The organism is Yoonia maritima (assembly GCF_043641945.1).
Lineage (GTDB): Bacteria > Pseudomonadota > Alphaproteobacteria > Rhodobacterales > Rhodobacteraceae > Yoonia > Yoonia maritima_B.
The window spans coordinates 22,830-43,413 of sequence record NZ_JBHZRX010000006.1 but is presented as its reverse complement, the minus strand read 5'-3'; the positions used below and the strand labels follow the sequence as shown (position 1 = coordinate 43,413).

Sequence of the window (20,584 nt, the reverse complement as noted above, 5' to 3'; positions counted from 1 at the left end):
GCATCCTTATTCTCAAGTGAACATCATGACTTTGGACAACACCAAGCAGCCAATAGCGGCGCGCGGGGACACGGCTGATCTTGCGCCGGGTCTTGTGCTGCGTGGCATCACCAAGACTTTTCCCGGCGTCCGCGCGCTGGGTGGCGTTGATCTGGCGCTTTATCCCGGCCAAGTCACCGCTCTCGTTGGTGAAAACGGCGCCGGGAAATCGACACTCGTAAAGGTGCTAACCGGTATTTACCGCCCAGACGCTGGTGACATTGTCATTGATGATACACCCACCCAATTTCAAACGGCCACCGACGCGTCAGACGCGGGTGTGACAGCCATCCACCAAGAAACGGTGCTTTTTGATGATCTGACGGTCGCTGAAAACATCTTTCTGGGTCACGCGCCACGTACCCGCTGGGGGCTAATTGATTGGGGCACCATGCGCACCCAAGCGACCGAAATCCTGACACGTATCGGTGCAAATCTGGACCCAGATGCCACCCTGCGGGAATTGGGCATCGCGAACAAACACCTTGTCGCCATCGCACGTGCTTTGTCCGTGCAGGCCCGCGTCGTTGTGATGGACGAACCAACCGCTGCCTTGTCTAGGGCAGAGATCGAAGAGCTTTACGAACTGGTTGATCGCCTGAAATCCGAAGGCAAAGCGATCCTGTTTATCAGCCACAAATTTGATGAAATCTTCCGCATCGCCGACCGCTATACCGTTTTTCGCGATGGCGAAATGGTGGGTGCGGGCATGATCGCCGACATAACCGAAAACAAGCTGGTCGAAATGATGGTCGGCCGCCCCGTTGGGCAAGTCTTTCCAATCCGCAGCACAAATATAGGTGACGAAATCCTGCGGGTAGCGGGATATTCCCACCCGACCGAATTCGCCGACATCAATTTCGGCCTGCGCCGAGGCGAGATTTTAGGATTTTACGGGCTGGTAGGTGCCGGTCGATCCGAATTCATGCAAGCACTGTTTGGCGTCACAAAGCCATCAAAGGGCGCGATTAAGATCGACGGTAAAATCGCCATCATCCGAAGCCCGAACGAGGCAATCGAACAAGGCATCGTTTACGTCCCCGAGGACCGCGGCAAGCAAGGCGCAATCATTGACTTGCCTATCTTCCAAAACGTGACGCTTCCATCGTTGGGTCGGATTTCTGGCAATGGTTTTCTAAAAATGGCCGAAGAATTCAGCCTTGCGCGCAAATACACAGAACGGCTTGATCTTCGTGCGGCTGCGCTTGACCAGAACGTCGGCAATCTATCTGGCGGGAACCAGCAAAAGGTGGTCATCGCCAAATGGCTCGCCACATTGCCTAAGGTGATCATCCTAGACGAACCCACCAAAGGCATCGACGTAGGCTCCAAAGCAGCCGTGCATGAATTCATGGCCGAGCTTGCGAGCGAAGGGCTGTCGGTGATCATGGTTAGCTCTGAGATCCCGGAAATCTTAGGCATGTCCGACCGCGTGATTGTGATGCGCGAAGGCCGGATCGTGGATGAATACGACCGCGAAGGTCTTACCCCAGAAAAGCTAGTGCGCGCCGCCGCAGGTTACGAGGAGAGCGCCTAATGCTGAAACGTCTAAAATCACGGGAAACGATCCTGCTAGGTGCAATCATCGCCCTGATCGCCTTGGTTGAAACGCGGTTTTCTGGGTTTGCTGCGCCGGGCAATTTGGCAAGCATCTTTAACGACACCTCGATCTTGATGATCCTTGCCTTGGGCCAAATGACGGTCATCTTGACCAAATGCATTGATCTCTCCGTCGCGTCAAACCTTGCACTAACAGGGATGGTTGTTGCGACAATCAACGCCGCGATGCCGGGAATGCCTGTAACGGTTTTGATCCTGATCGCTATCGCACTAGGGATGCTTATGGGGGCATTCAACGGCGTGTTGGTCTGGCTTTTGGACCTGCCTTCAATCGTGGTCACACTAGGTACAATGACGATCTATCGCGGTGTGATCTTCCTGATCTCGGATGGCGCATGGATCAACGCGCATGAAATGAGCGATAGCTTTAAGGCGCTGCCGCGTCATGTGATCCTTGGCCTGCCCGTGCTGGGATGGATCGCGATTTTGGTTATCGCGCTGTTCGTTCCGTTGATCATGCGCACCCCGATGGGCCGCGCGTTCTATGCCGTTGGTGGAAACCCACATGCCGCTGTCTACACTGGCATTAACGTTGGTCGGACGAGGTTCAATAGCTTTGTCTTATCCGGTGGGCTTGCCGGGCTTTGCGGGTATCTTTGGGTGTCGCGTTATGCCGTGGCCTATACGGACGTCGCTGGCGGGTTTGAGTTGGACGTTGTTGCCGCCTGCGTCATTGGCGGTATTTCCATCGCTGGTGGGATCGGATCCGTTGGTGGCGCAGTTTTGGGCGCGTTATTCCTTGGTGTGATCAAGAACGCACTTCCTGTCGCTGGCATTTCGCCATTCTGGCAGCTTGCCATTTCAGGTGCGGCGATCATCATCGCTGTCGCATTTAACGCCCAGTCTGAACGGACCAAGGGCCGTGTTATCCTAAAATCTGCCGAGACCACATCATGAGCATTTCCGACACAGCCCCGCGTACGATCCCGAACCGACTGCACAGCCGTGGTTATCGGCTAATCCGATCATGGGAAGTCCTATTGCTAGGCGTCGCGATCCTGATCTTTTTCGCCAACACCCAAGCCAGCCCATATTTTCTGGACCCTTGGAACCTAAGCGACGCGAGCTTTAACTTTACCGAAAAAGCCATGATCGCTTTTGCAATGGCGCTGCTGATCATCACAGGTGAAATCGACCTAAGCGTTGCCGGGATTATTGCGCTGTCATCCACCGCGATGGGCTATGCGCTGCAGCTTGGGGCAGGCACGCCAACGCTAGTTCTGATTGGTCTAAGCGTCGGTGTGTTATGTGGCGCGTTCAACGGGGTACTGATTACGAAGATGGGTTTGCCATCTATCGTTGTCACCATCGGAACCATGAGCCTGTTTCGCGGTATCGCGTATATTGTCTTGGGCGACCAAGCATTCAACGGCTACCCCAGCGACTTTAGCGTATTCGGGCGGGGCTATGCCTTTGGCGTCATCACATGGGAGATCGTGATTTTCATCGTGCTTGCAATCGCCTTTGGGGTCTTGCTGCATCTGACCAACTTTGGGCGAAAGCTTTATGTAATTGGAAACAACCCCACAGCCGCGTTGTTTTCTGGGGTTAAGGTTCAGAGGACCAAGATGATCTTGTTCCTGCTCACAGGCTTAATGTCGGGTCTTGCTGCTGTTTGCCTGACATCCCGGCTGGGGTCGACACGCCCATCCATCGCATTGGGCTGGGAATTAGAGGTCGTCACGATGGTCGTTCTAGGTGGCATTTCGATCTTAGGCGGGTCAGGCACAATTGTCGGCGTCGTGATCGCAGCACTTGTCATGGGAATGGTTACATTTGGCCTTGGCCTGCTGAACGTTCCCGGCATCGTCATGTCGATCTTTATCGGTGGACTGCTAATCGGGGTTATCGCGCTACCACGTTTGATCGGGCTGATCGCCACACAAAGGAAGCGCTGATGGAACGCTACGCCTTTCGCATGACCTTACTTCCCGGCAAAACCGCAGAATACAAACAACGGCACGATGACATCTGGCCAGAGCTATCCGCGCTGCTGACTGAAGCAGGTGTCAGCGATTATTCGATCTGGTTAGACGAAGACACAAACGCCTTGTTTGGAATCCTGATGCGGACAGACGATCATGGTATGGACAACCTGCCTGACCACCCTGTGATGCAAAAATGGTGGGCGCATATGGCGGACATCATGGAAACGCACCCATCAAACGAACCCATCGCGGTGCCGCTAAAGCCGATGTTTTACATGCCATGACCGACCATCAATTTATTGCTGTCATTGATGTCGGCAAAACAAACGCAAAACTGGCGTTAGTGGATGCCGATACGCTCGACGAAGTCGCGGTTCGAACCCGTCCCAATACCGTCTTGCCAGGCCCGCCTTGGCCGCATTTCGACCTTGAAGGACATTGTGCATTCTTTCTGGAAGCCCTTACTGAATTTGGCCAGACACACGTGATTACTGGTATTTCTATCACCACACATGGGGCCGCTGTCGTTCTCTTGGACAAAGACGGTGCACTTGCCGCGCCGATGTTGGACTATGAACATACCGGGCCTGATGACAGGGCAGCTGAATACGGCGCAATTCGCCCCGAATTTTCGCAAACGGGTTCGCCGCGCCTTCCTATGGGGCTTAACGTTGGGGCGCAGTTGGATTGGCAATTTACGGTGGACCCAACGCTCCGCGACCGCACCGCGCATATCCTGACCTATCCTCAATACTGGGCGTGGCGATTGACTGGTGTCATGGCAACCGAAGTCACATCGCTTGGCTGCCATACTGATCTGTGGAACCCATATGCAGGCGATTTTTCGTCGCTCGTCGATACGCTTGGGATCTCGGGAAAACTGCCAGCAGCACAAAAATCAGGGGCTATTGCAGGGCAATTGGCCGATGATATTGCGACGCAGACTGGGCTTTCATCGGATATCCCCGTCGCCTTTGGCATCCACGACAGCAATGCATCACTTTATCCGCATGTGATCGGTCAGGACAGAGCGTTTAGCGTTGTTTCAACTGGAACATGGGTGATTGCCATGGCCGTGGGTGGCGCTCAGGTCACGCTAGACCCTGCGCGCGACACTCTGATCAACGTCAATGCATTAGGGGCAGCAGTTCCATCGGCGCGGTTCATGGGGGGACGGTCATTCGAAGATATCCGAGGCACCTCAACCGCCGACCCCAACGCCCAAGACCGTATGCGCTTAATCGCTGACGGCGTGATGCTTCTACCATCGGTCGTCCAAGGGTCAGGCCCCTATCCAGACCGCATGCACAGCTGGACAGTAGAACCAGAAACCGACGGCGCACGGATGCTTGGTCTATCGTATTATCTGGCGCTAATGACTGACACCTGCCTGAACCTGATTGGCGCGACTGGCCCAACGATCATCGAAGGCCCCTTTGCGCGTAATGCTGATTACCTAGACATGCTGGCAGCGATCCGACCGGACGGCGTATGCGCATCAGCTGCATCAACGGGAACCAGCGCGGGCAGCGCATTGCTGTTGTTAGACGATGCGCCCTACCAATCGCCGCCAAAGCTTACATGCCCCAGCAATGTGGCCGACTTGCAGGCTTACGCCAGCGCATGGCGCGATCACGTCAATCAAGGCTAATGAAATCCAGCCAAGCCTTTGTAGCAATTGTCTTTCCTTTAATTCTTCCGCTATCAATTTCCAAACGCTTGGAGGAGCCCGCACTATGACCGTGAATATCGAAACCCTAGTGGATCAAATGACGCTGGAAGAGCAGGTTTCGCTGCTGTCAGGCGAAGACCTTTGGTCGATCCCAGCGATAGAACGGCTTGGCCTTAGCAAACTCCGCGTGACTGACGGCCCAAATGGCGCACGTGGTGGCGGTGATTGGTTCGGCGGCGTCACAGCGGCGGCGTTCCCAGTAGGTATCGCACTTGGTGCTACATGGAACCCCGAACTGGCGTATGAGGTTGGCGCAGCGCTAGCCAAAGAAACCAAATCAAAATGTGCGCATGTGTTGCTTGCCCCAACAATCAACATCCATCGGTCCGTCACCAATGGTCGCAACTTTGAATGCTTTGCCGAAGATCCTGAACTCACGGCTTCGCTCACTGTGTCATATATTCATGGGCTTCAGGACAATGGGATTGCGGCAACGCCTAAACACTTTGCGGGGAATGAATCCGAAATTCAGCGTACGACGATGAATTCAGAAGTCGACGAACGCACCCTGCGCGAAGTCTATCTTCGCCCGTTCGAGGCGGCGGTAAAAGACGGCAACGCCTGGGCGATGATGTCTTCATACAACCGATTGAACGCCGACTATACATCCGAGAACACTTGGCTGCTGACCGACGTTCTACGTGGCGACTGGGGTTATGACGGCATTGTCATGTCCGATTGGTTTGGGTCCCACACAACCGCCGAAACCGTCAACGCTGGGCTTGATCTAGAAATGCCCGGACCACCCCGTGACCGAGGCGAAAAGCTGGTTACAGCCGTAAAGGAGGGCGACGTTACACCCGAAATGATCCGCACCCGCGCGCTGAATATGTTGCGCCTGATGGAACGCACCGGGGCGCTGACCGATAAGACACCTTACGACGAAAAGTCAGAGGACCTACCAGAAACCCGCGCACTTATCCGGCGCGCAGGGGCTGAAGGTACGGTGTTGTTAAAGAACGAAAGCATCCTGCCGCTGACTGCAAAGCCCGGCAAGATTGCGGTCATCGGACCAAACGCAGCCGAAGCGCAGATCATGGGTGGCGGATCGTCGTTCATCAACGCGCATTATCGTGTTTCACCGCTTGAGGCGCTGACCGAACGATTTGGCGCCGATAACATCATCCACGCTCCGGGATGTCACAACCACCGGTGGGAACCACTATTCATTGGCGATGTTACCGTTGATTTCTTTGACAATGGCGATCTGTCCGGTGACCCGGTCGCGACGCAAACGCTGGGTCAGACACAGACCTTCTGGATGCCGCCCATTGGTGAAGGCAAGGTTGACCCCACAGGTTTCTCGGCCCGGATTAGCTGGACTTACACGCCCGATGCATCAGGTCCGCACCGGTTCGGGCTTCACGCGACTGGTCGTAGTAAGCTGTTCGTTGATGGCAAGCTTGTTGTAAACGCTGCCGATGGTTGGACACGCGGTCGTACCTTCTTTGAGGAAGGCTGCGACGAAATCGTGGAAGAGGCTGAGCTGAATGCAGGACAATCCTATGCGGTCACCGTCGAATTCGTCGCGCGCAAAGGCGAGATGCTTGATCTGTCGGCCTTCCGCGCTGGCGTAGGGCGCCCGCTGCCAGACGACGCGGTCGCACTAGCGGCCAATGCCGCCAAAGAGGCCGACTCAGCGATTGTATTCGTCGGGCGGTCTGGGGAATGGGACACCGAAGGTTCCGACCTAGAACACATCACTTTGCCCGGTGCCCAAGACGAACTGGTCGCTGCCGTTCTGGCCGCAAACCCGAATGCGGTCATTGTGTTGCAAACGGGTGGCCCGATTGAAATGCCTTGGGTGGATCAAGCCAAGGCCATTTTGCAGGCGTGGTACCCCGGTCAAGAAACAGGCAATGCGATCACTGACGTATTGTTCGGCGATGTTGAACCGGGCGGTCGCCTACCGCAAACTTTCCCTGTGCGCTGGCAAGACAACCCGACATGGTCACAAGACCCCGAGATTTATCCCGGCCTAGACGGCAAAGTCCGTTACGAGGAAGGCGTGTTCATCGGCTATCGTCACTATGACAAACATGGGATCGCACCACTGTTCCCGTTTGGCCACGGGTTAGGGTATACCGAATTCGCCCTGTCCGATTGCACTGTAAAAGCTGTGGGTGACGGCGCGCGCGTGACTGTCACACTGACCAACACCGGCGACCGAAGCGGCGCTACTGTCGTGCAGGTTTACGTTGGTGATAAGGCGTCGAGCATCGCGCGGCCCGTCAAAGAGCTAAAGACCTTTGCGAAGGTTTCATTGGCGCCGGGCGAAAGCCAACAGGTCGATCTTGAGCTGCATGGTCGCGATTTTGCGTATTTCGATGTCGATGCCGCGCTTTGGCGGGTTGAGGCAGGCGAATTTGATATCGCGGTCGGCTTTTCGGCCACGGACATCGCCTGCACCGCGCAAATTACGATGCAGGCAGCGACCTACGAAAAATAACCTAAGCCGATTGGCCTGCCTTGCGAATTTGGTCGAGGCAGGCCAACAACGAAGCATCCTCGATCTGTTGATAAAGCGCGAATTCATCGGCAACGGTTGTGCCCAACGCCTTTTCAAATTCGGCTTTGCTAGATGCGCTGTGACTATCCTGCCCTGCATCATCGCCGAGGTTTGATTGGAAAATCCCTGCGGCGCTGACTGGCAGGAAATCTTCGTAGATGATCGGGCTTAGGGTTAGCACACCTTCATCTAGCAGCGCGGCTGTATCCAGATCGCGCGTGGTGTCTGGAGTGTGGTCGATTGAGAATTTGAAATGGGCCAAGCCCTGATCATACATGCCACGCCAATCGTCAGGGAACACTTTGAACGCTTCTTCCAAGGCCTTCATGTACGCGTCAGCGTTGGATCCATCGCCTGCAGGCAGTATTTCGGCACGAACCGCTGCAAGCGTCCGATCATAAAGATCGCGACCCTTAGGTGTCAGGGCGACGCCGCGTTGTTCGATCTCTCCGAAACGGGCGGTGTGGCTACCAACGGTCGCTTTACCATCCGCTGATGGAAATCTCACAGGCTCTTCTAGCGCTTTGAACGATGTCTGTCGCAGTAAGATGGGGCAGTCACGGCGTGGCGGGCCTTCAACGACGGCTTTGGCAGGCAGGCCGCGTTCGACCATGCCAACCTGCGCGGCATCAATATCCAGCGTGCGCGGTGTGAGGTGATTGATATGCGGACCCTTAAACGAAACCACATCTGCAATGAGGCGGTGCGCGGCGTTCAGTTGATTGAACGTGTCGATATCGACGCAAGCGTCAGCGTGCCAACGAAATGTTTCCAACACCTCGCCCACGAATTTTGTCGCGTCTTCGGGTGACAGCCCGCCTTGGGCCTCTGCTTTTTCGGTCAGGGCGACGGCGCCAGCGGTGAAAATTTGCCGCTTTGCCAAAATGGCCGCGGCTTGCGCGCGCAACGTTTCATCAGCGATCAGTTCTAGGCGCAACAGCGAAGTAAACACCCGGAACGGATTGGCAGCCAGTGCAGCGCGGGTCGTTGGGCGAAAGGCCGTCGAATGCACAGGCACCGCAGCCGCCGACAGGTCGTAATAGCCCACGGGGTACATCCCCATGACCGCGAAAACGCGTGCCATCATTGCCAGCTCATCCGCTGTACCCAGACGGATCGCTCCGTGTCGTTCTTCGGAAATGCGTGAGGTGTCTTCGTCAGGTGTGAGGTTCAACCCTGCCGCCGATGGCCCATTCAGGGTCGCGGCATTTGTGTCCTGAACAATCTCTAGCAGGTCGCCATAGGCCGGGACCTCTGTCCGGTACATCGCAGACATCGCCGCTGAAAAATCAGCGCGGATCGTGTCAGGTTGTGCAAAATTCGGGGTCATCACGGTTCATCCTTGCGTTCAACGACCGGGCCAAACGAATGGCCACAGTCATTTGTAAATCATGCTTTGATGACGCTGAATAGTCCTGTGACGTGAGACCTATTAACCCAGCTACTCAAACATAGAGTTCGAGATCGCGAGCGCGATTTGCTGGAATAGGATGATCAGGAGCAGCGTCACTTATGTCAGTGGCCAAACGCCTATTCAAAACCCAGAGCATCAGAATAATTAGCCGCTATACTGCGTCGGGGCTCGCGACCGCGCTGCGCACCAGATCTAATAGCTGCGCCTGCGCCTTTGTCGGGACCCATCCGGTCCGATAAGTCAGGCCAATTGGCCGGCCTTTCCAATTGGTGTCGACCTGCAAAGCAACTAGCAACCCGCGTAAGGTTTCTGCTTCGGCCTGCTTTTCTGAAATACAGCCCAACATATCGCTGCGCTGCAAGATTTCCCGCATCAGCAGGATTGATCCGCACTCCAAAATGCTGTCCGGGCCATCGACACCGGCATCTGAAAACAATGCATCAAACTGAACGCGACCGGGCGCGCCCCGCCGCGAGACAGCCCAAGCCTGCTTGGAAAGGACCTGTGGACCAATGTCAGCTTTTCCCGCCAACGGGTGTCCGGGACGAGCCAAAATGGCCATCCCATCAAGAAATAGCTCTTCTTGCTTAACATCGCGGATCGGCAAAGGGTCACGCAACGCACCGATCATGAAATCAATTTCCCCAGAACGGACGCCACCCAACAAATCATCATAGGTCCCATCAAATACGGTCACTGGCTGTGTGGGTCGCTGTGCACGAAATTGGGCCAACGCCTGCGGCAGCACGACAGACCGCGACAACGGCAATGAGCCAACAACGATCTTCCCAACCTCTCGACCATCAAATTCGTCCAAATCCGCCTCGGCCTGATCGAATTCAGAAAACGCAAGCTGCGCCACCTTTGCTAGTTCACGGCAGGGGCGTGTGGCAACCAAGCCGAATGTTGTCCGCTCGAACAACGGGCGGGCGGCCTCCTGTTCGATTTGGGTAATCGCACGATGCACTGTCGGCTGCGCCAAGCCCAAATTGCGAGCGGCCAGTGTAAAGTTCTGCGCGGCGACCAACGCGATCAACGCCTGTAGCTGCGCCACCGTAGCCGTCACGGTTAAACGCGGTGATACCTCGGCTAATGCCGCATCCAATCGCTGCATCGCGCGGCGCAAGCGCACTTCGAATAATGCGCCGCGCTCGGTCAAAAAGAATCCGTGACGTGTACGTTCAAAAAGTTCGCCACCCGCCTCTCGTTCGAGCTTAGCCAACGATTGGGTCACGGCGGGTTGCGACACGTTACACCGCGCCGCGGCTATAGTTGGAGAACGCGAAGTGGCAACGGCAAGAAACACCCGAAAGTGCCGGAGATTTCGCGAAATCATTGCTTGTGACCCAAACCGTAATCTGGCGCAGGATGCGTTACAGAACCTAATTCAAGTATCGTGCTACTTTTCACTAAATTATCCCTCTGCGATACCGAAACACTATGCGTATCCACCCAAACAAGCCTGCCATCCGAGGACCAACATGACCATACACTATAGCAAATTCTTATCCTAATAGACGGCCTTCAAAATTGTTTTGCCGGGGATTGCCATGAGACAGTCGGACAACCACGATTTTTCGGAGCCATCCCATGACCACTCAAAAGAAAACCGCCCTCGTTATCTCGGCCCATGCCGCTGACTTTGTCTGGCGTTGCGGCGGGGCAATCGCGCTGCACGCTGAACTTGGCTACGACGTTACTGTTGCCTGCCTTTCATTCGGTGAACGCGGTGAAAGCGCGCGTCTGTGGAAAGAAGGCAAATCACTGCAAGAAGTCAAAGACAACCGTCGCGGCGAAGCAGAAGCCGCGGCTGACGCGCTTGGTGTGCACCATCTGGAATGCTTTGACTTGGGGGATTATCCGCTCGAGCTTGATAAGGACGACAAGTTCAAACTGGTCGATCTTATCCGAAAGGTGCAGCCGTCATTCATGATGAGCCACAGCCAATACGACCCTTACAACACTGACCACATGTATATGACTCAGGTCGCGCTTGAATGCCGAATGATCGCGCAAGCATGGGGCCACAACCCCGGTGAAAAGGTTCTTGGTGCGCCGCAGCTATACCTGTTTGAGCCACATCAAACCGAACAAATGGGTTGGAAGCCAGATACGTTCCTCGACATCACACCGGTCTGGGACAAGAAACGCAAAGCGATGGAATGTAATCAGGGTCAGGTCCACCTGTGGGACTATTACACCCGCGTTGCCCAGCAGCGCGCGAACCATTTTAAGCGTAACTCTGGCGGCCAAGCTGGCGGTCGCGATTGCCAATACGCCGAAGGATTCCAGTCGATTTTCCCACGTACCGTTGACGAGCTGTAAGGTCGCTGAGCATGACAAACGCAACAAACCCATCATTCGATTTGGCCCACTTGGGTCACGTCGAAATGCTAACCGACAAATTCGAAGAAAGCCTTGATTTCTTTACTCGTGTTTATGGCCTCAAGCTCTCTGGGCAGGACGAAACATCGGCATATCTTCGGGCATGGGATGACTACGAATTTGCAACTCTCAAACTGACCAAGGCAGACACCACTGGGGTCGGCCACATTGGTTACCGGGCTGCATCACCCGAAGCGCTAGAGCGCCGCGTTAAGGTGATTGAGGAAAGCGGATATAAGGTCCACGGCTGGAACGATGGCGATCTTAGCCACGGACGGGCGTTCCGTTTCGAAGACCCCTTTGGCCATGTATTCGAAATTTACTACGACACTGTTTGGTTCGAAGCGCAAGGTGATGACGTTGCCGCACTGAAAAACACAGCCTCTGCGTTCGAAGGCGCCGCGCCGCGCCGGATCGACCACCTGAACCTGCTTTCCAGTGATGTGACTGAATTCAAGCGGTTCATGGAGACCTGCCTTGGATCACGTGTCACGGAATACATTGAGCTAGACAACGGGCGCATTGGCGGCTGCTGGTTCACGGTGAATAACAAGACCTACGATCTGGCCTGCACCGAAGAACAAGGCGGAGGCAACGCGCGGCTGCACCACGTGACCTATGCCACGGACCAACGCGAAGACATCCTGCGTGCCGCTGACATCTTTTTGCAAAACGGTGTCCATATCGAAACAGGCCCGCATAAACACGCCATTCAAGGGACGTTCTTTCTGTACGTCTGGGAACCTGCGGGGAACCGCGTGGAATTAGCGAATGCGGGCGCACGCCTGATCATGGCACCCGATTGGAAGCCAATCAAATGGACACAAGCCGACCGCATGAAAGGTCAGGCTTGGGGGCTGAAGACCATCGAAAGCTTCCACACCCACGGCACGCCGCCGATTAAGAAATAAGGAAACCCCATGTCTGTAGTTGTTCAAAACGTGAAACGCGCTGACCCTGAAATCATCAAGAAACTGGGTGAAGCAGGCGTCGCAACCGTTCACGAGGCACAGGGACGCAAAGGGTGCCTAGCCTCCTATATGAACCCGATATATCGCGGTGCACAGATCGCTGGGTCTGCCGTTACGATCAGCGCAGCGCCCGGTGATAACTGGATGCTTCATGTCGCGATTGAGCAGTTGCAAGAAGGCGATATCCTTGTGCTGTCACCAACTTCGCCCTGCGATAACGGGTACTTTGGTGACTTGCTCGCCACATCGGCCATCGCGCACGGTTGTCGTGGGCTGATCATTGATGCGGGCGTGCGTGACATTCGCGACCTTACCCAAATGAATTTCCCGGTCTGGTCCAAAGCGATCAGCGCGCAGGGCACTGTTAAAGAAACGCTTGGTTCAATTAACGTACCAATCGTTTGCGCAGGGCAAGCGATTGACGCAGGTGATGTCATCGTCGCGGATGATGATGGCGTTGTCGTCGTTAAACAGGCCGAAGCCGAGACAGTCTTGGTCAACGCACAAAAACGGCTTGATGCGGAAGAGGCCAAACGCGTGCGCCTAGCTTCGGGTGAGCTGGGATTAGATATCTACGACATGCGGCCACGGCTGGCAGAGAAGGGTCTGAAGTATGTCTGAAGGCATTCCATGTCTTTGGATGCGCGGGGGGGCGTCAAAGGGCGCATATTTTCTCGCGTCCGATTTGCCCACCGACACGGCCGAACGTGACGCATTGCTGCTGCGGATCATGGGGTCACCTGATCCGCAACAGATCGACGGGATCGGTGGGGCAGATCCACTAACGTCCAAGGTAGCGATCCTATCGCCAGCGTCACGCCCTGACGCCGATGTCGATTACCTGTTTCTACAAGTATTCGTTGATCAGGCCGTTGTTACAGACGCCCAAGCCTGCGGAAATATCCTTGCCGGGGTTGGGCCTGCCGCGATTGAACGGGGCTTGGTTCCAGCCCATATGGATGAAACCTCTGTCCGTATTCATATGCTAAACACCGGCGAAATCGCGACTGCTCGAGTGCAAACGCCAGACGGTATCGTGACCTATGCAGGTGACGCGCATATTGATGGCGTCCCCGGCACCCATGCGCCAATTCCGCTGATGTTCGACAATGTGGCAGGGTCGATGTGTGGGGCCCTTCTGCCGTCTGGAAATGCAGTTGATGTTATAGATGGGGTCGAATGTACGCTAATCGATAACGGCATGCCTTGCGTGATTATGCGTGCCACCGATTTTGGGCTAACGGGCTATGAACCCCGCGAAATGCTTGATGCTGATACCGGGCTGAAAGCGCGGTTGGAGGCAATTCGCCTAGAGTGCGGGCCACTGATGAACCTTGGTGATGTCGCGCAAAAATCAGTTCCGAAAATGACCTTGGTCGCGCCGCCAAAAAACGGAACGATCACGACCCGCAGCTTTATTCCGCATCGGTGCCACGCAACGATTGGGGTTTTCGCGGCGGTCAGTGTAGCGACAGCCTGCACTTTGCCCGGATCACCGGCGGCAAGTGTCGCGGTTTTGCCAAGCGACGATACCTTCGCGATCGAACACCCAACTGGGGCGGCCGACGTATTAATTGAGCGTAACAAAGATGGTCAGGTTCTACGCGCGGGCGCCTTGCGGACCGCACGCAAACTATTTGACGGGCAAGTGTTCCCTACGACCTAGTGCAGCTCATCACACGCGACGCCAGTCGGGCTAGGGCTTAGCCTGACGCCAATAGCCGGAAAGATAGCTGTGGTCTGGGCCTATTCCCAATGCGTCACGGAAATGCGCGCGGGCTTTTTGTACTTGCGACTTTTCTGCGCCACACCAAACAAACGGCGGAGCATCTGGCGACAGGTCAGAGTGGTTTTCAATCAACGCGTGTACTGGCCCTAGGTCACGGCCACGGATCAACCACTTTAGCGTAACCCCAACGGGTTTTTCTAACTGCTGAATGTCTCTCTCCGCCCCTACTTCGATATAGGCGTGACCGGTCACTTCAGGTGCTGCCTCGGCTAAAATGCGTCGTATCGCCGGAAGTGCCGTTTCGTCACCCGCTATGATAATCTGATCAGCAACAGGAACGGCGCCACCACCCGGGCCATTGATACCTATTGTGTCACCAGACTTGGCCGCACGCATCCATTCAGTGATGCGCCCACCTTCGTGAATATAGACATCGAAGGTGAAGTGGCCGGTCGGGACATCAATCGAAACAAACGTATAAACAGGATTATGCAGTTGGTCATCGCCGCTTGGGAACCGCGCGCGGCCCGTTTCATCAATGTAAGGCCAGACCGGCGTACGACCTTTGGGGGGTAGCAACAGCCGAAAGTGCATTCCTCCTTCGGTATAACGTTGCATATCTGGCGCCCGCATTGTGACACGATAAAAGCTTGGAAACGGTTGTTCTATAGATACCACTTCCGCCAAACGGAAAGCATCGGACAGTTGCGGAGCGATGGAACTGCTCATGCTTGGGCTGCTGCAGTTGTCGCGACCAGCGCAGCTATCGCCACGCCATAGATTGAACGTTCAAACATCATTAGCCTTTCTGTTTGAAGATCACAGGCTCTGGCGACGGCTATTAGCGCAGTGGTTATAATACCCTTGCGATGTAAGTGAAAAAATAACTGATAAAAAGAGTAAACTTTAAATCATGATTGCTGGCAACGTTGCGACCCCGCCATGTGATTGGCGAGGTCATTGCATATCTCGGCTTAGGTTTCGCGCTTTACCCGGAAAACAGCCAAGTACAGCGCAGGCACAAACACCAGTGTAATCACGGTGCCTGCGATGATCCCGCCCATCATTGCATAGGCCATCGGCCCCCAGAAAATCTGGCGCGAAATCGGGATAAGCGCGAGGCTCGCCGCAGCAGCGGTCAGCAGGATCGGACGTGCACGCGCATCGCTAGCCTCAAAAACCGCGTCCCAAGCGCTGCGACCTTTGTCGCGCAGGACTTCGATTTCGGACACCAGAATAATAGAGTTCCGGATCAAAATCCCCATCAAAGCCAGAACACCCAAGATCGCAACAAAGCCCAACGGCGCGCCGGATGGCACCAGTGCGGCAACCACACCGATCAGCCCCAATGGCGCGACGCAGAACACGATGAAAGCGAGCCTAAAGCCCTGCATCTGGACCATGATCAGTGTCAGCATGATTAACAGCATCACGGGAACAACCGCTGCAATTGGCGCTTGGCTGTCGGCGCTGGATTCAACGGCGCCGCCAATCACCGCCTGATAGCCAAGCGGTAGGTCTGCGTTAAATGCGGCGATCTTATCTGTCAGTTGGGTCACAATGGTCGCCGGCTGATCATCCGTCACAATTGCGGCCTTTACAGTGATCGTCGGCGTACGATCTCGCTGATGGATCACAGGTTGTTCGGTTTCATAGCTAAACGTCGCAACTGACCGCAGCGGGATCGCAGATCCGCTTGGCGTGGATAATTGCAGGTTCGACAGCGCCTCGACGGACTGACGGTCAACTTCATTCCCGCGCACACGAATATCGACAAGGTAGTCATCGTCGCGCAGCGCCGTGACGGTTTTACCATCATAGATCGTATTCAACGCTGTCGCGATATCGCTTGATGACAGGCCAAGCTGGCGTGCTTTGTCTTGTAGGATGTTGATACGCACAACCCGCGCTGGTTCATTCCAATCCAACACGATCCCAGTCAGGCGATCATCGGTGGCCAAAACGGCGGCCAAATCGCGTGCATGATCACGTAACGTGTCGGGGTCAGTGCCGCTTAGGCGATACTGAACAGGGCGACCAACGGGTGGCCCAATTTCCAGCAGTTTCACAAAGATATCAGCACCCGGAAACTGCGTTTCAGCAACCGTGTTGAGTTTTGCGCGCAATTCATCCCGTGCCTCAACTGATGGTGTCTGGATTACAATTTGGCCCGTATGCGGACCCGGTGTCGGCACATCAAACGCGAGCAAGAAGCGCGGTGCGCCACGACCAACATAAGATGTCCAGAACAACGCATTTTCATCACCCTCAAGGTAGGTTTCCAAGCGATCCAATTGTGCCTGAGTTTCCGTAATCGCTGTGTTCTGCGGCAAAGCCAAATCGATAATCAGCTCTGGCCGGTCTGAGCTTGGAAAGAACTGCTGTTCGACGAACCGCATACCAAAGATCGAGAATCCGAAAACCCCGATGGTCAACACAATCGTCGCCCAGCGAAACCGCATTGCGGCACGAAGCACGACATGGAACGCGCGACGAAAACGGCCCGGCTCTGCGTGATGGTGGCCCATGTTTTCCTTTAGCAGGGTCACACCAAGAAGCGGCGCAAACAAAACGGCAACGATCCAAGAGATCAGCAAAGACACCGCAATAACCACAAACAGCGAGAACGTGAATTCACCCGCAGCTGATGAATTCAAACCAATCGGAATAAACCCGGCCACCGTGATCAATGTCCCCGTCAACATTGGGAAAGCGATAGATGTCCACGCGTAGGACGCAGATGCGGTCAGGCTTTCACCCTTTTCAAGGCGCGAGATCATCGTCTCAATCGCGATCATTGCGTCGTCGACCAGTAGGCCCAGCGCAATAATCAACGCGCCCAGCGAAATCCGCTGCAATGTGAACCCGGTGTACTCCATGATGACAAATGTAATCGCTAAAACCAGCGGGATGGTTAGCGCAACGACCAAACCGGCACGCATCCCAAGGCTAACAAAGCTGACGGCAAGAACGATCAACACCGCCTCTAGCAACGCCTGCAAGAAGTGACCGACGGCATCGTCGACAACATGTGGCTGGTTGGCGACCTGATGAATGTCGATGCCAATCGGCAGTTCGGTAATCGCGTGGGCCATCACGGCGTCCAGTTCTACACCGAAATCTACGATATTCGCGCCTTGGCGCATACCAACCGCAAGACCGATTGCCTCTTGGCCCTTATAGCGGAACATCTCAGACGGCGGATCTTCGTAACCGCGCTGAATGTCGGCAATGTCAGTCAACGGAAAGAATTGATCGCCAACGCGCAGGTTAATATCAGCAAGGCTCTCAGCGTCAGCGAATTGTCCACCAATACGGACCAGCACTTGTTCAGCACCCGCTTTAATCACACCGGACGGCAGAATGGCGTTTTGCGCGGCAAGGGTTGCTTGCACGGCCTCTTGGTTCACGCTCAGCGCGGCCATGCGTTCAGTCGAGAATTCAAGATAGATAACCTCATCCCGGACGCCGTAAATCTCGACCTTGCCAGCGTCATCCAGCGATTGGATTTCGCGACGGACACGTTCGACGTAGTCGCGGACCTCGCGCGGGGTGAACCCGTCATAGGTAAAGGCGTACAGATTGCCGAATACGTCGCCGAAACTGTCGTTGAACTGAAAGCCGGAAAATTCTTGTGGGAACTCACCGCGAATATCGCTCATCATGCTGCGGACGCGCTGCCAAATACGCGGTAGTTCATCGGCGTCAGTCGAAGCCAACAATTCAATATAAACAATCGAAGTACCCGCCGCGGTGACTGAACGCGTGAAATCCAGCTCGGGCAGTTCCTCTAGCTTCTTCTCAATGCGGTCAGTGACCTGTGAAAGCGTCTGTTCAACGTCTGCACCGGGTAAGGCCGCCGATACGATCATGGTCTTAATCGCAAAGTTAGGGTCTTCTTCGCGACCGATGTTCACATAAGACATCGCCCCAGCAACGACCGAAACAATCATCAAGAACCAGACAAAAGACCGGTGCGAAAGCGCCCAGTCGGACAGGTTAAAACGGTTCATTGCGATACACTCCGCCCGATGGTTTGGCCTTCATGCAGGGAATGGATACCCCGCAGGACAACTTCGTCGCCCAACTCAATTCCTGTAGTTACGCGGACATGATCACCAAAGGTCGCACCAAGGGTAATCTTCTGTAGCGTCACGACGTTGTGCTCACGGTCGACCAGCCAAACAGCGGCATCGCCGTCGGGGTTCAGGACAGCACTGATGGGTAAGCTAACGACAGCCGTGTCATCGCCAACAGCGCGCACCTGAACCAACGCCCCGAAACGAAAACCCGGGGGCGGATCAGACAACACCAAATGCGCCCGGCGGTTTCGTGTCAGGCTTTCTGCGACGGGATCAATCCGGGCAAGGCGTGCACTTGTCGTCAGCCGCGGGTTTGAGACCAAAGCGACCTCGAACGTGGTGCCTATTTCAAGCTCAGACAAGCCCTGTTCGCTGATGTCCACCACAACTTCGCGGCGATCCGTACTCGCGAGCCGCAGCACCTCTAGCCCCGGCGACACGAGCGCGCCCGCGTCTTCGTATGCGCCAGTGATTACTCCATCTTGCGGAGCACGCAATTCGGCCAAATCCAGTTTGTCTTGGGCGCTCGCCAGATTGGCTTGTGCCTGTTCAAGGCCCGCCTGTGCGGCAACAAGCGAACGCTGCGCATCTTCTTGACGGGTCGCGGAATCAACGCCGCGTTCGGCCAATTCTGCGGCACGGTTCCAAGCCTCTTGCGCCGCACCTAGGTTCGTTTCAGCGACCAAAACGCCCGCCTCTGCGCTACGCATTTCGGCTTGTAAATCTTTGGGGTCTAGCAGGGCTAATACATCGCCTTTGGTGACCAACACCCCCAAATCAACGCGACGCTCTGCCATTGTTCCGCTGATCGGAAACCCTAATGACACCTCATTACCCGCTGCGACGGTGCCAATATAAGTGCTTTCCTGCACCGCATCAGGACCAACGCGCCGCGACACGACGGGTCTGGGAACCTCTGAGATGATCTCTGATGTAACTGGCCCTGACTCGGCAAATGCAGAATGCCCGCTGATCAAAGCTACCAATAGAATTAGACGCTTCATTGGCTGGCCCCCTGTGCAGTACGAACAAGGCGACCGGGATAAAGCAGTTGGGCGCCTGCTGAAACAACAAGCGCACCTTCCTCAATGCCGTCCTCGACCAAGATATTTCCAGTTTCGAACCGATCAACCACAATCTGTTTTAGCGCGACGCGCATAGTTGCAGGGTCCACGACCCAAACGGCTGGCCCCTGCGCTGTCGCGCTCATCGCGCTGTAAGGAAGAACAATCGCTTCGCCTACTGATTCAGTGGTAGAGCCACGAACCGCGTCACCATATTCAACGCCGGCTGGCCTGTCGGCGACGCTGACCGTTACTGCGACGGTACCAGTTGAAGGGTCAACCAGAGGAGACACCTCTCTCACGGTACCTTCAAACCACTGGCTCGGGCGATCCAACGGAGCCAAGCGAACTTGCTCAATATGATTGGCGCTCGTCAGAAGGTTTTCGGGAACATCAAACACCGCATCAACGGCACCACCCAGCGCAAGTTCCACAACTGGCTGTACAGCACCGACCACTTGTCCGGGCTCCACAAAACGAGCGGTCACTGTCGCGGCTTCTGGTGCTGTTACAACTGTGTCTTGCAGCGCCTTTTCCGCAAGATCAAGATCTGCACGCGCTTGGGCAAGCACCCCTTCTTTGACACGCGTCTGATCTGCAGCGGCGTCGCGGGCAACTCGTGTCGTGGCCCCGCGCTCAAGTAGCGCATCTTGCCGCCGCAGATCTTCCAACGCCTGATCGCGGTCAGCGGTTGCGGTCGACACGCCAGCCCGCGCGGCACGTAGCGCCTGTTCTTGCTGGATCGCAGTAATTCTGGCCAAGACGGTGCCAGCGTCCACGATATCGCCCTCACGGACCTCAACGCTGTCGATACGGCCACCACTCGGGAAGGAAACGCTAAGCGAATTTCGTGCAACGATCTCACCGGTAAGGGATATTCCTCGCTCCAGCTCTGTTGACTGGGCTGTGACGATCATCACCGTCAGCGGCTCTTCTGCGCTAGCTGGCCCAGCCAAGACCACCACCGCAATGATTGCCAACTCTTTTAGACGCAACATTGGTTTCCCCATATTCAGTGGCACCCTCTGCTGCAGTCTTTGAGGAGCTACCGCCCCACACCAACACTGCGCTTGGCGCATAACGACGTCACAATAATGATTTCAGATATCAC

Annotated in this window: 16 protein-coding genes; 10 read left to right on the top strand and 6 right to left on the bottom strand. The window is 55.4% G+C overall.

What is annotated here, in order from left to right; all coding sequences use genetic code 11:
• Positions 1–25: 25 nt before the first annotated feature.
• The 6 genes from ACHUEV_RS13515 to ACHUEV_RS13490 all read left to right on the top strand — a co-directional run bounded on the left by ACHUEV_RS13515 (position 26) and on the right by ACHUEV_RS13490 (position 7,768).
• The gene (locus tag ACHUEV_RS13515) at positions 26–1,576 is read left to right on the top strand and encodes a sugar ABC transporter ATP-binding protein (RefSeq protein WP_394180717.1); all 1,551 of its coding nucleotides are present in this window, start codon (positions 26–28) and stop codon (positions 1,574–1,576) included.
• Positions 1,576–2,556, top strand: a complete 981-nt coding sequence (locus ACHUEV_RS13510) for an ABC transporter permease (protein ID WP_394180715.1) — start codon at positions 1,576–1,578, stop codon at positions 2,554–2,556. Before ACHUEV_RS13515 ends, ACHUEV_RS13510 begins: the two co-directional genes overlap by 1 nt.
• Positions 2,553–3,557 carry an ABC transporter permease gene (locus tag ACHUEV_RS13505; protein WP_394180713.1) on the top strand — a complete coding sequence of 335 codons (1,005 nt, stop codon included), beginning with the start codon at positions 2,553–2,555 and terminating at the stop codon, positions 3,555–3,557. Before ACHUEV_RS13510 ends, ACHUEV_RS13505 begins: the two co-directional genes overlap by 4 nt.
• Positions 3,557–3,871, top strand: a complete 315-nt coding sequence (gene rhaM / locus ACHUEV_RS13500; RefSeq protein ID WP_394180711.1) for an L-rhamnose mutarotase — start codon at positions 3,557–3,559, stop codon at positions 3,869–3,871. The genes ACHUEV_RS13505 and rhaM overlap by 1 nt, the downstream gene beginning before the upstream one ends.
• Positions 3,868–5,238, top strand: coding sequence for an FGGY-family carbohydrate kinase (locus ACHUEV_RS13495; protein WP_394180709.1), 1,371 nt, complete (start codon positions 3,868–3,870; stop codon positions 5,236–5,238). Before rhaM ends, ACHUEV_RS13495 begins: the two co-directional genes overlap by 4 nt.
• 85 nt (positions 5,239–5,323) lie before the next feature.
• Positions 5,324–7,768 (top strand): beta-glucosidase, encoded by a 2,445-nt coding sequence (locus ACHUEV_RS13490; protein WP_394180707.1) that lies wholly within the window; start codon positions 5,324–5,326, stop codon positions 7,766–7,768.
• A 1-nt stretch (position 7,769) separates the two neighbouring features.
• On the opposite strand, the gene hglS is transcribed toward ACHUEV_RS13490, so the two are convergent.
• Positions 7,770–9,158 (bottom strand): 2-oxoadipate dioxygenase/decarboxylase HglS, encoded by a 1,389-nt coding sequence (gene hglS / locus ACHUEV_RS13485; RefSeq protein WP_394180705.1) that lies wholly within the window; start codon positions 9,156–9,158, stop codon positions 7,770–7,772.
• A gap of 235 nt (positions 9,159–9,393) precedes the next feature.
• Positions 9,394–10,578, bottom strand: coding sequence for a LysR family transcriptional regulator (locus ACHUEV_RS13480; RefSeq protein ID WP_394180703.1), 1,185 nt, complete (start codon positions 10,576–10,578; stop codon positions 9,394–9,396).
• Between the two features lie 254 nt (positions 10,579–10,832).
• On the opposite strand from ACHUEV_RS13480, the gene ACHUEV_RS13475 reads away from it, so the two are divergent.
• Genes ACHUEV_RS13475 through ACHUEV_RS13460 form a run of 4 tightly spaced genes read left to right on the top strand, consistent with a single transcriptional unit; the run spans position 10,833 to position 14,264 of the window.
• The gene (locus ACHUEV_RS13475; RefSeq protein WP_394180701.1) at positions 10,833–11,567 is read left to right on the top strand and encodes a PIG-L deacetylase family protein; all 735 of its coding nucleotides are present in this window, start codon (positions 10,833–10,835) and stop codon (positions 11,565–11,567) included.
• A gap of 11 nt (positions 11,568–11,578) precedes the next feature.
• Positions 11,579–12,538 (top strand): VOC family protein, encoded by a 960-nt coding sequence (locus ACHUEV_RS13470; protein WP_394180699.1) that lies wholly within the window; start codon positions 11,579–11,581, stop codon positions 12,536–12,538.
• A gap of 9 nt (positions 12,539–12,547) precedes the next feature.
• The gene (locus tag ACHUEV_RS13465) at positions 12,548–13,219 is read left to right on the top strand and encodes a 4-carboxy-4-hydroxy-2-oxoadipate aldolase/oxaloacetate decarboxylase (protein ID WP_394180697.1); all 672 of its coding nucleotides are present in this window, start codon (positions 12,548–12,550) and stop codon (positions 13,217–13,219) included.
• Positions 13,212–14,264: a 4-oxalomesaconate tautomerase gene (locus tag ACHUEV_RS13460; protein WP_394180695.1), complete on the top strand. Its 1,053-nt coding sequence runs from the start codon at positions 13,212–13,214 to the stop codon at positions 14,262–14,264. The genes ACHUEV_RS13465 and ACHUEV_RS13460 overlap by 8 nt, the downstream gene beginning before the upstream one ends.
• A 30-nt stretch (positions 14,265–14,294) precedes the next feature.
• Here the strand turns inward: ACHUEV_RS13460 and ACHUEV_RS13455 are convergent, their stop codons facing one another.
• The 4 genes from ACHUEV_RS13455 to ACHUEV_RS13440 all read right to left on the bottom strand — a co-directional run bounded on the left by ACHUEV_RS13455 (position 14,295) and on the right by ACHUEV_RS13440 (position 20,471).
• Complete coding sequence (locus tag ACHUEV_RS13455) at positions 14,295–15,056, bottom strand: siderophore-interacting protein (protein WP_394180693.1); 762 nt, start codon at positions 15,054–15,056, stop codon at positions 14,295–14,297.
• 245 nt (positions 15,057–15,301) lie between these two features.
• Positions 15,302–18,340 carry an efflux RND transporter permease subunit gene (locus tag ACHUEV_RS13450; protein WP_394180691.1) on the bottom strand — a complete coding sequence of 1,013 codons (3,039 nt, stop codon included), beginning with the start codon at positions 18,338–18,340 and terminating at the stop codon, positions 15,302–15,304.
• On the bottom strand, positions 18,337–19,413 hold the full coding sequence (locus ACHUEV_RS13445; protein ID WP_394180689.1) for an efflux RND transporter periplasmic adaptor subunit: 1,077 nt from the start codon (positions 19,411–19,413) through the stop codon (positions 18,337–18,339). Before ACHUEV_RS13445 ends, ACHUEV_RS13450 begins: the two co-directional genes overlap by 4 nt.
• On the bottom strand, positions 19,410–20,471 hold the full coding sequence (locus ACHUEV_RS13440; protein WP_394180687.1) for an efflux RND transporter periplasmic adaptor subunit: 1,062 nt from the start codon (positions 20,469–20,471) through the stop codon (positions 19,410–19,412). Before ACHUEV_RS13440 ends, ACHUEV_RS13445 begins: the two co-directional genes overlap by 4 nt.
• Between the last annotated feature and the right edge of the window lie 113 nt (positions 20,472–20,584).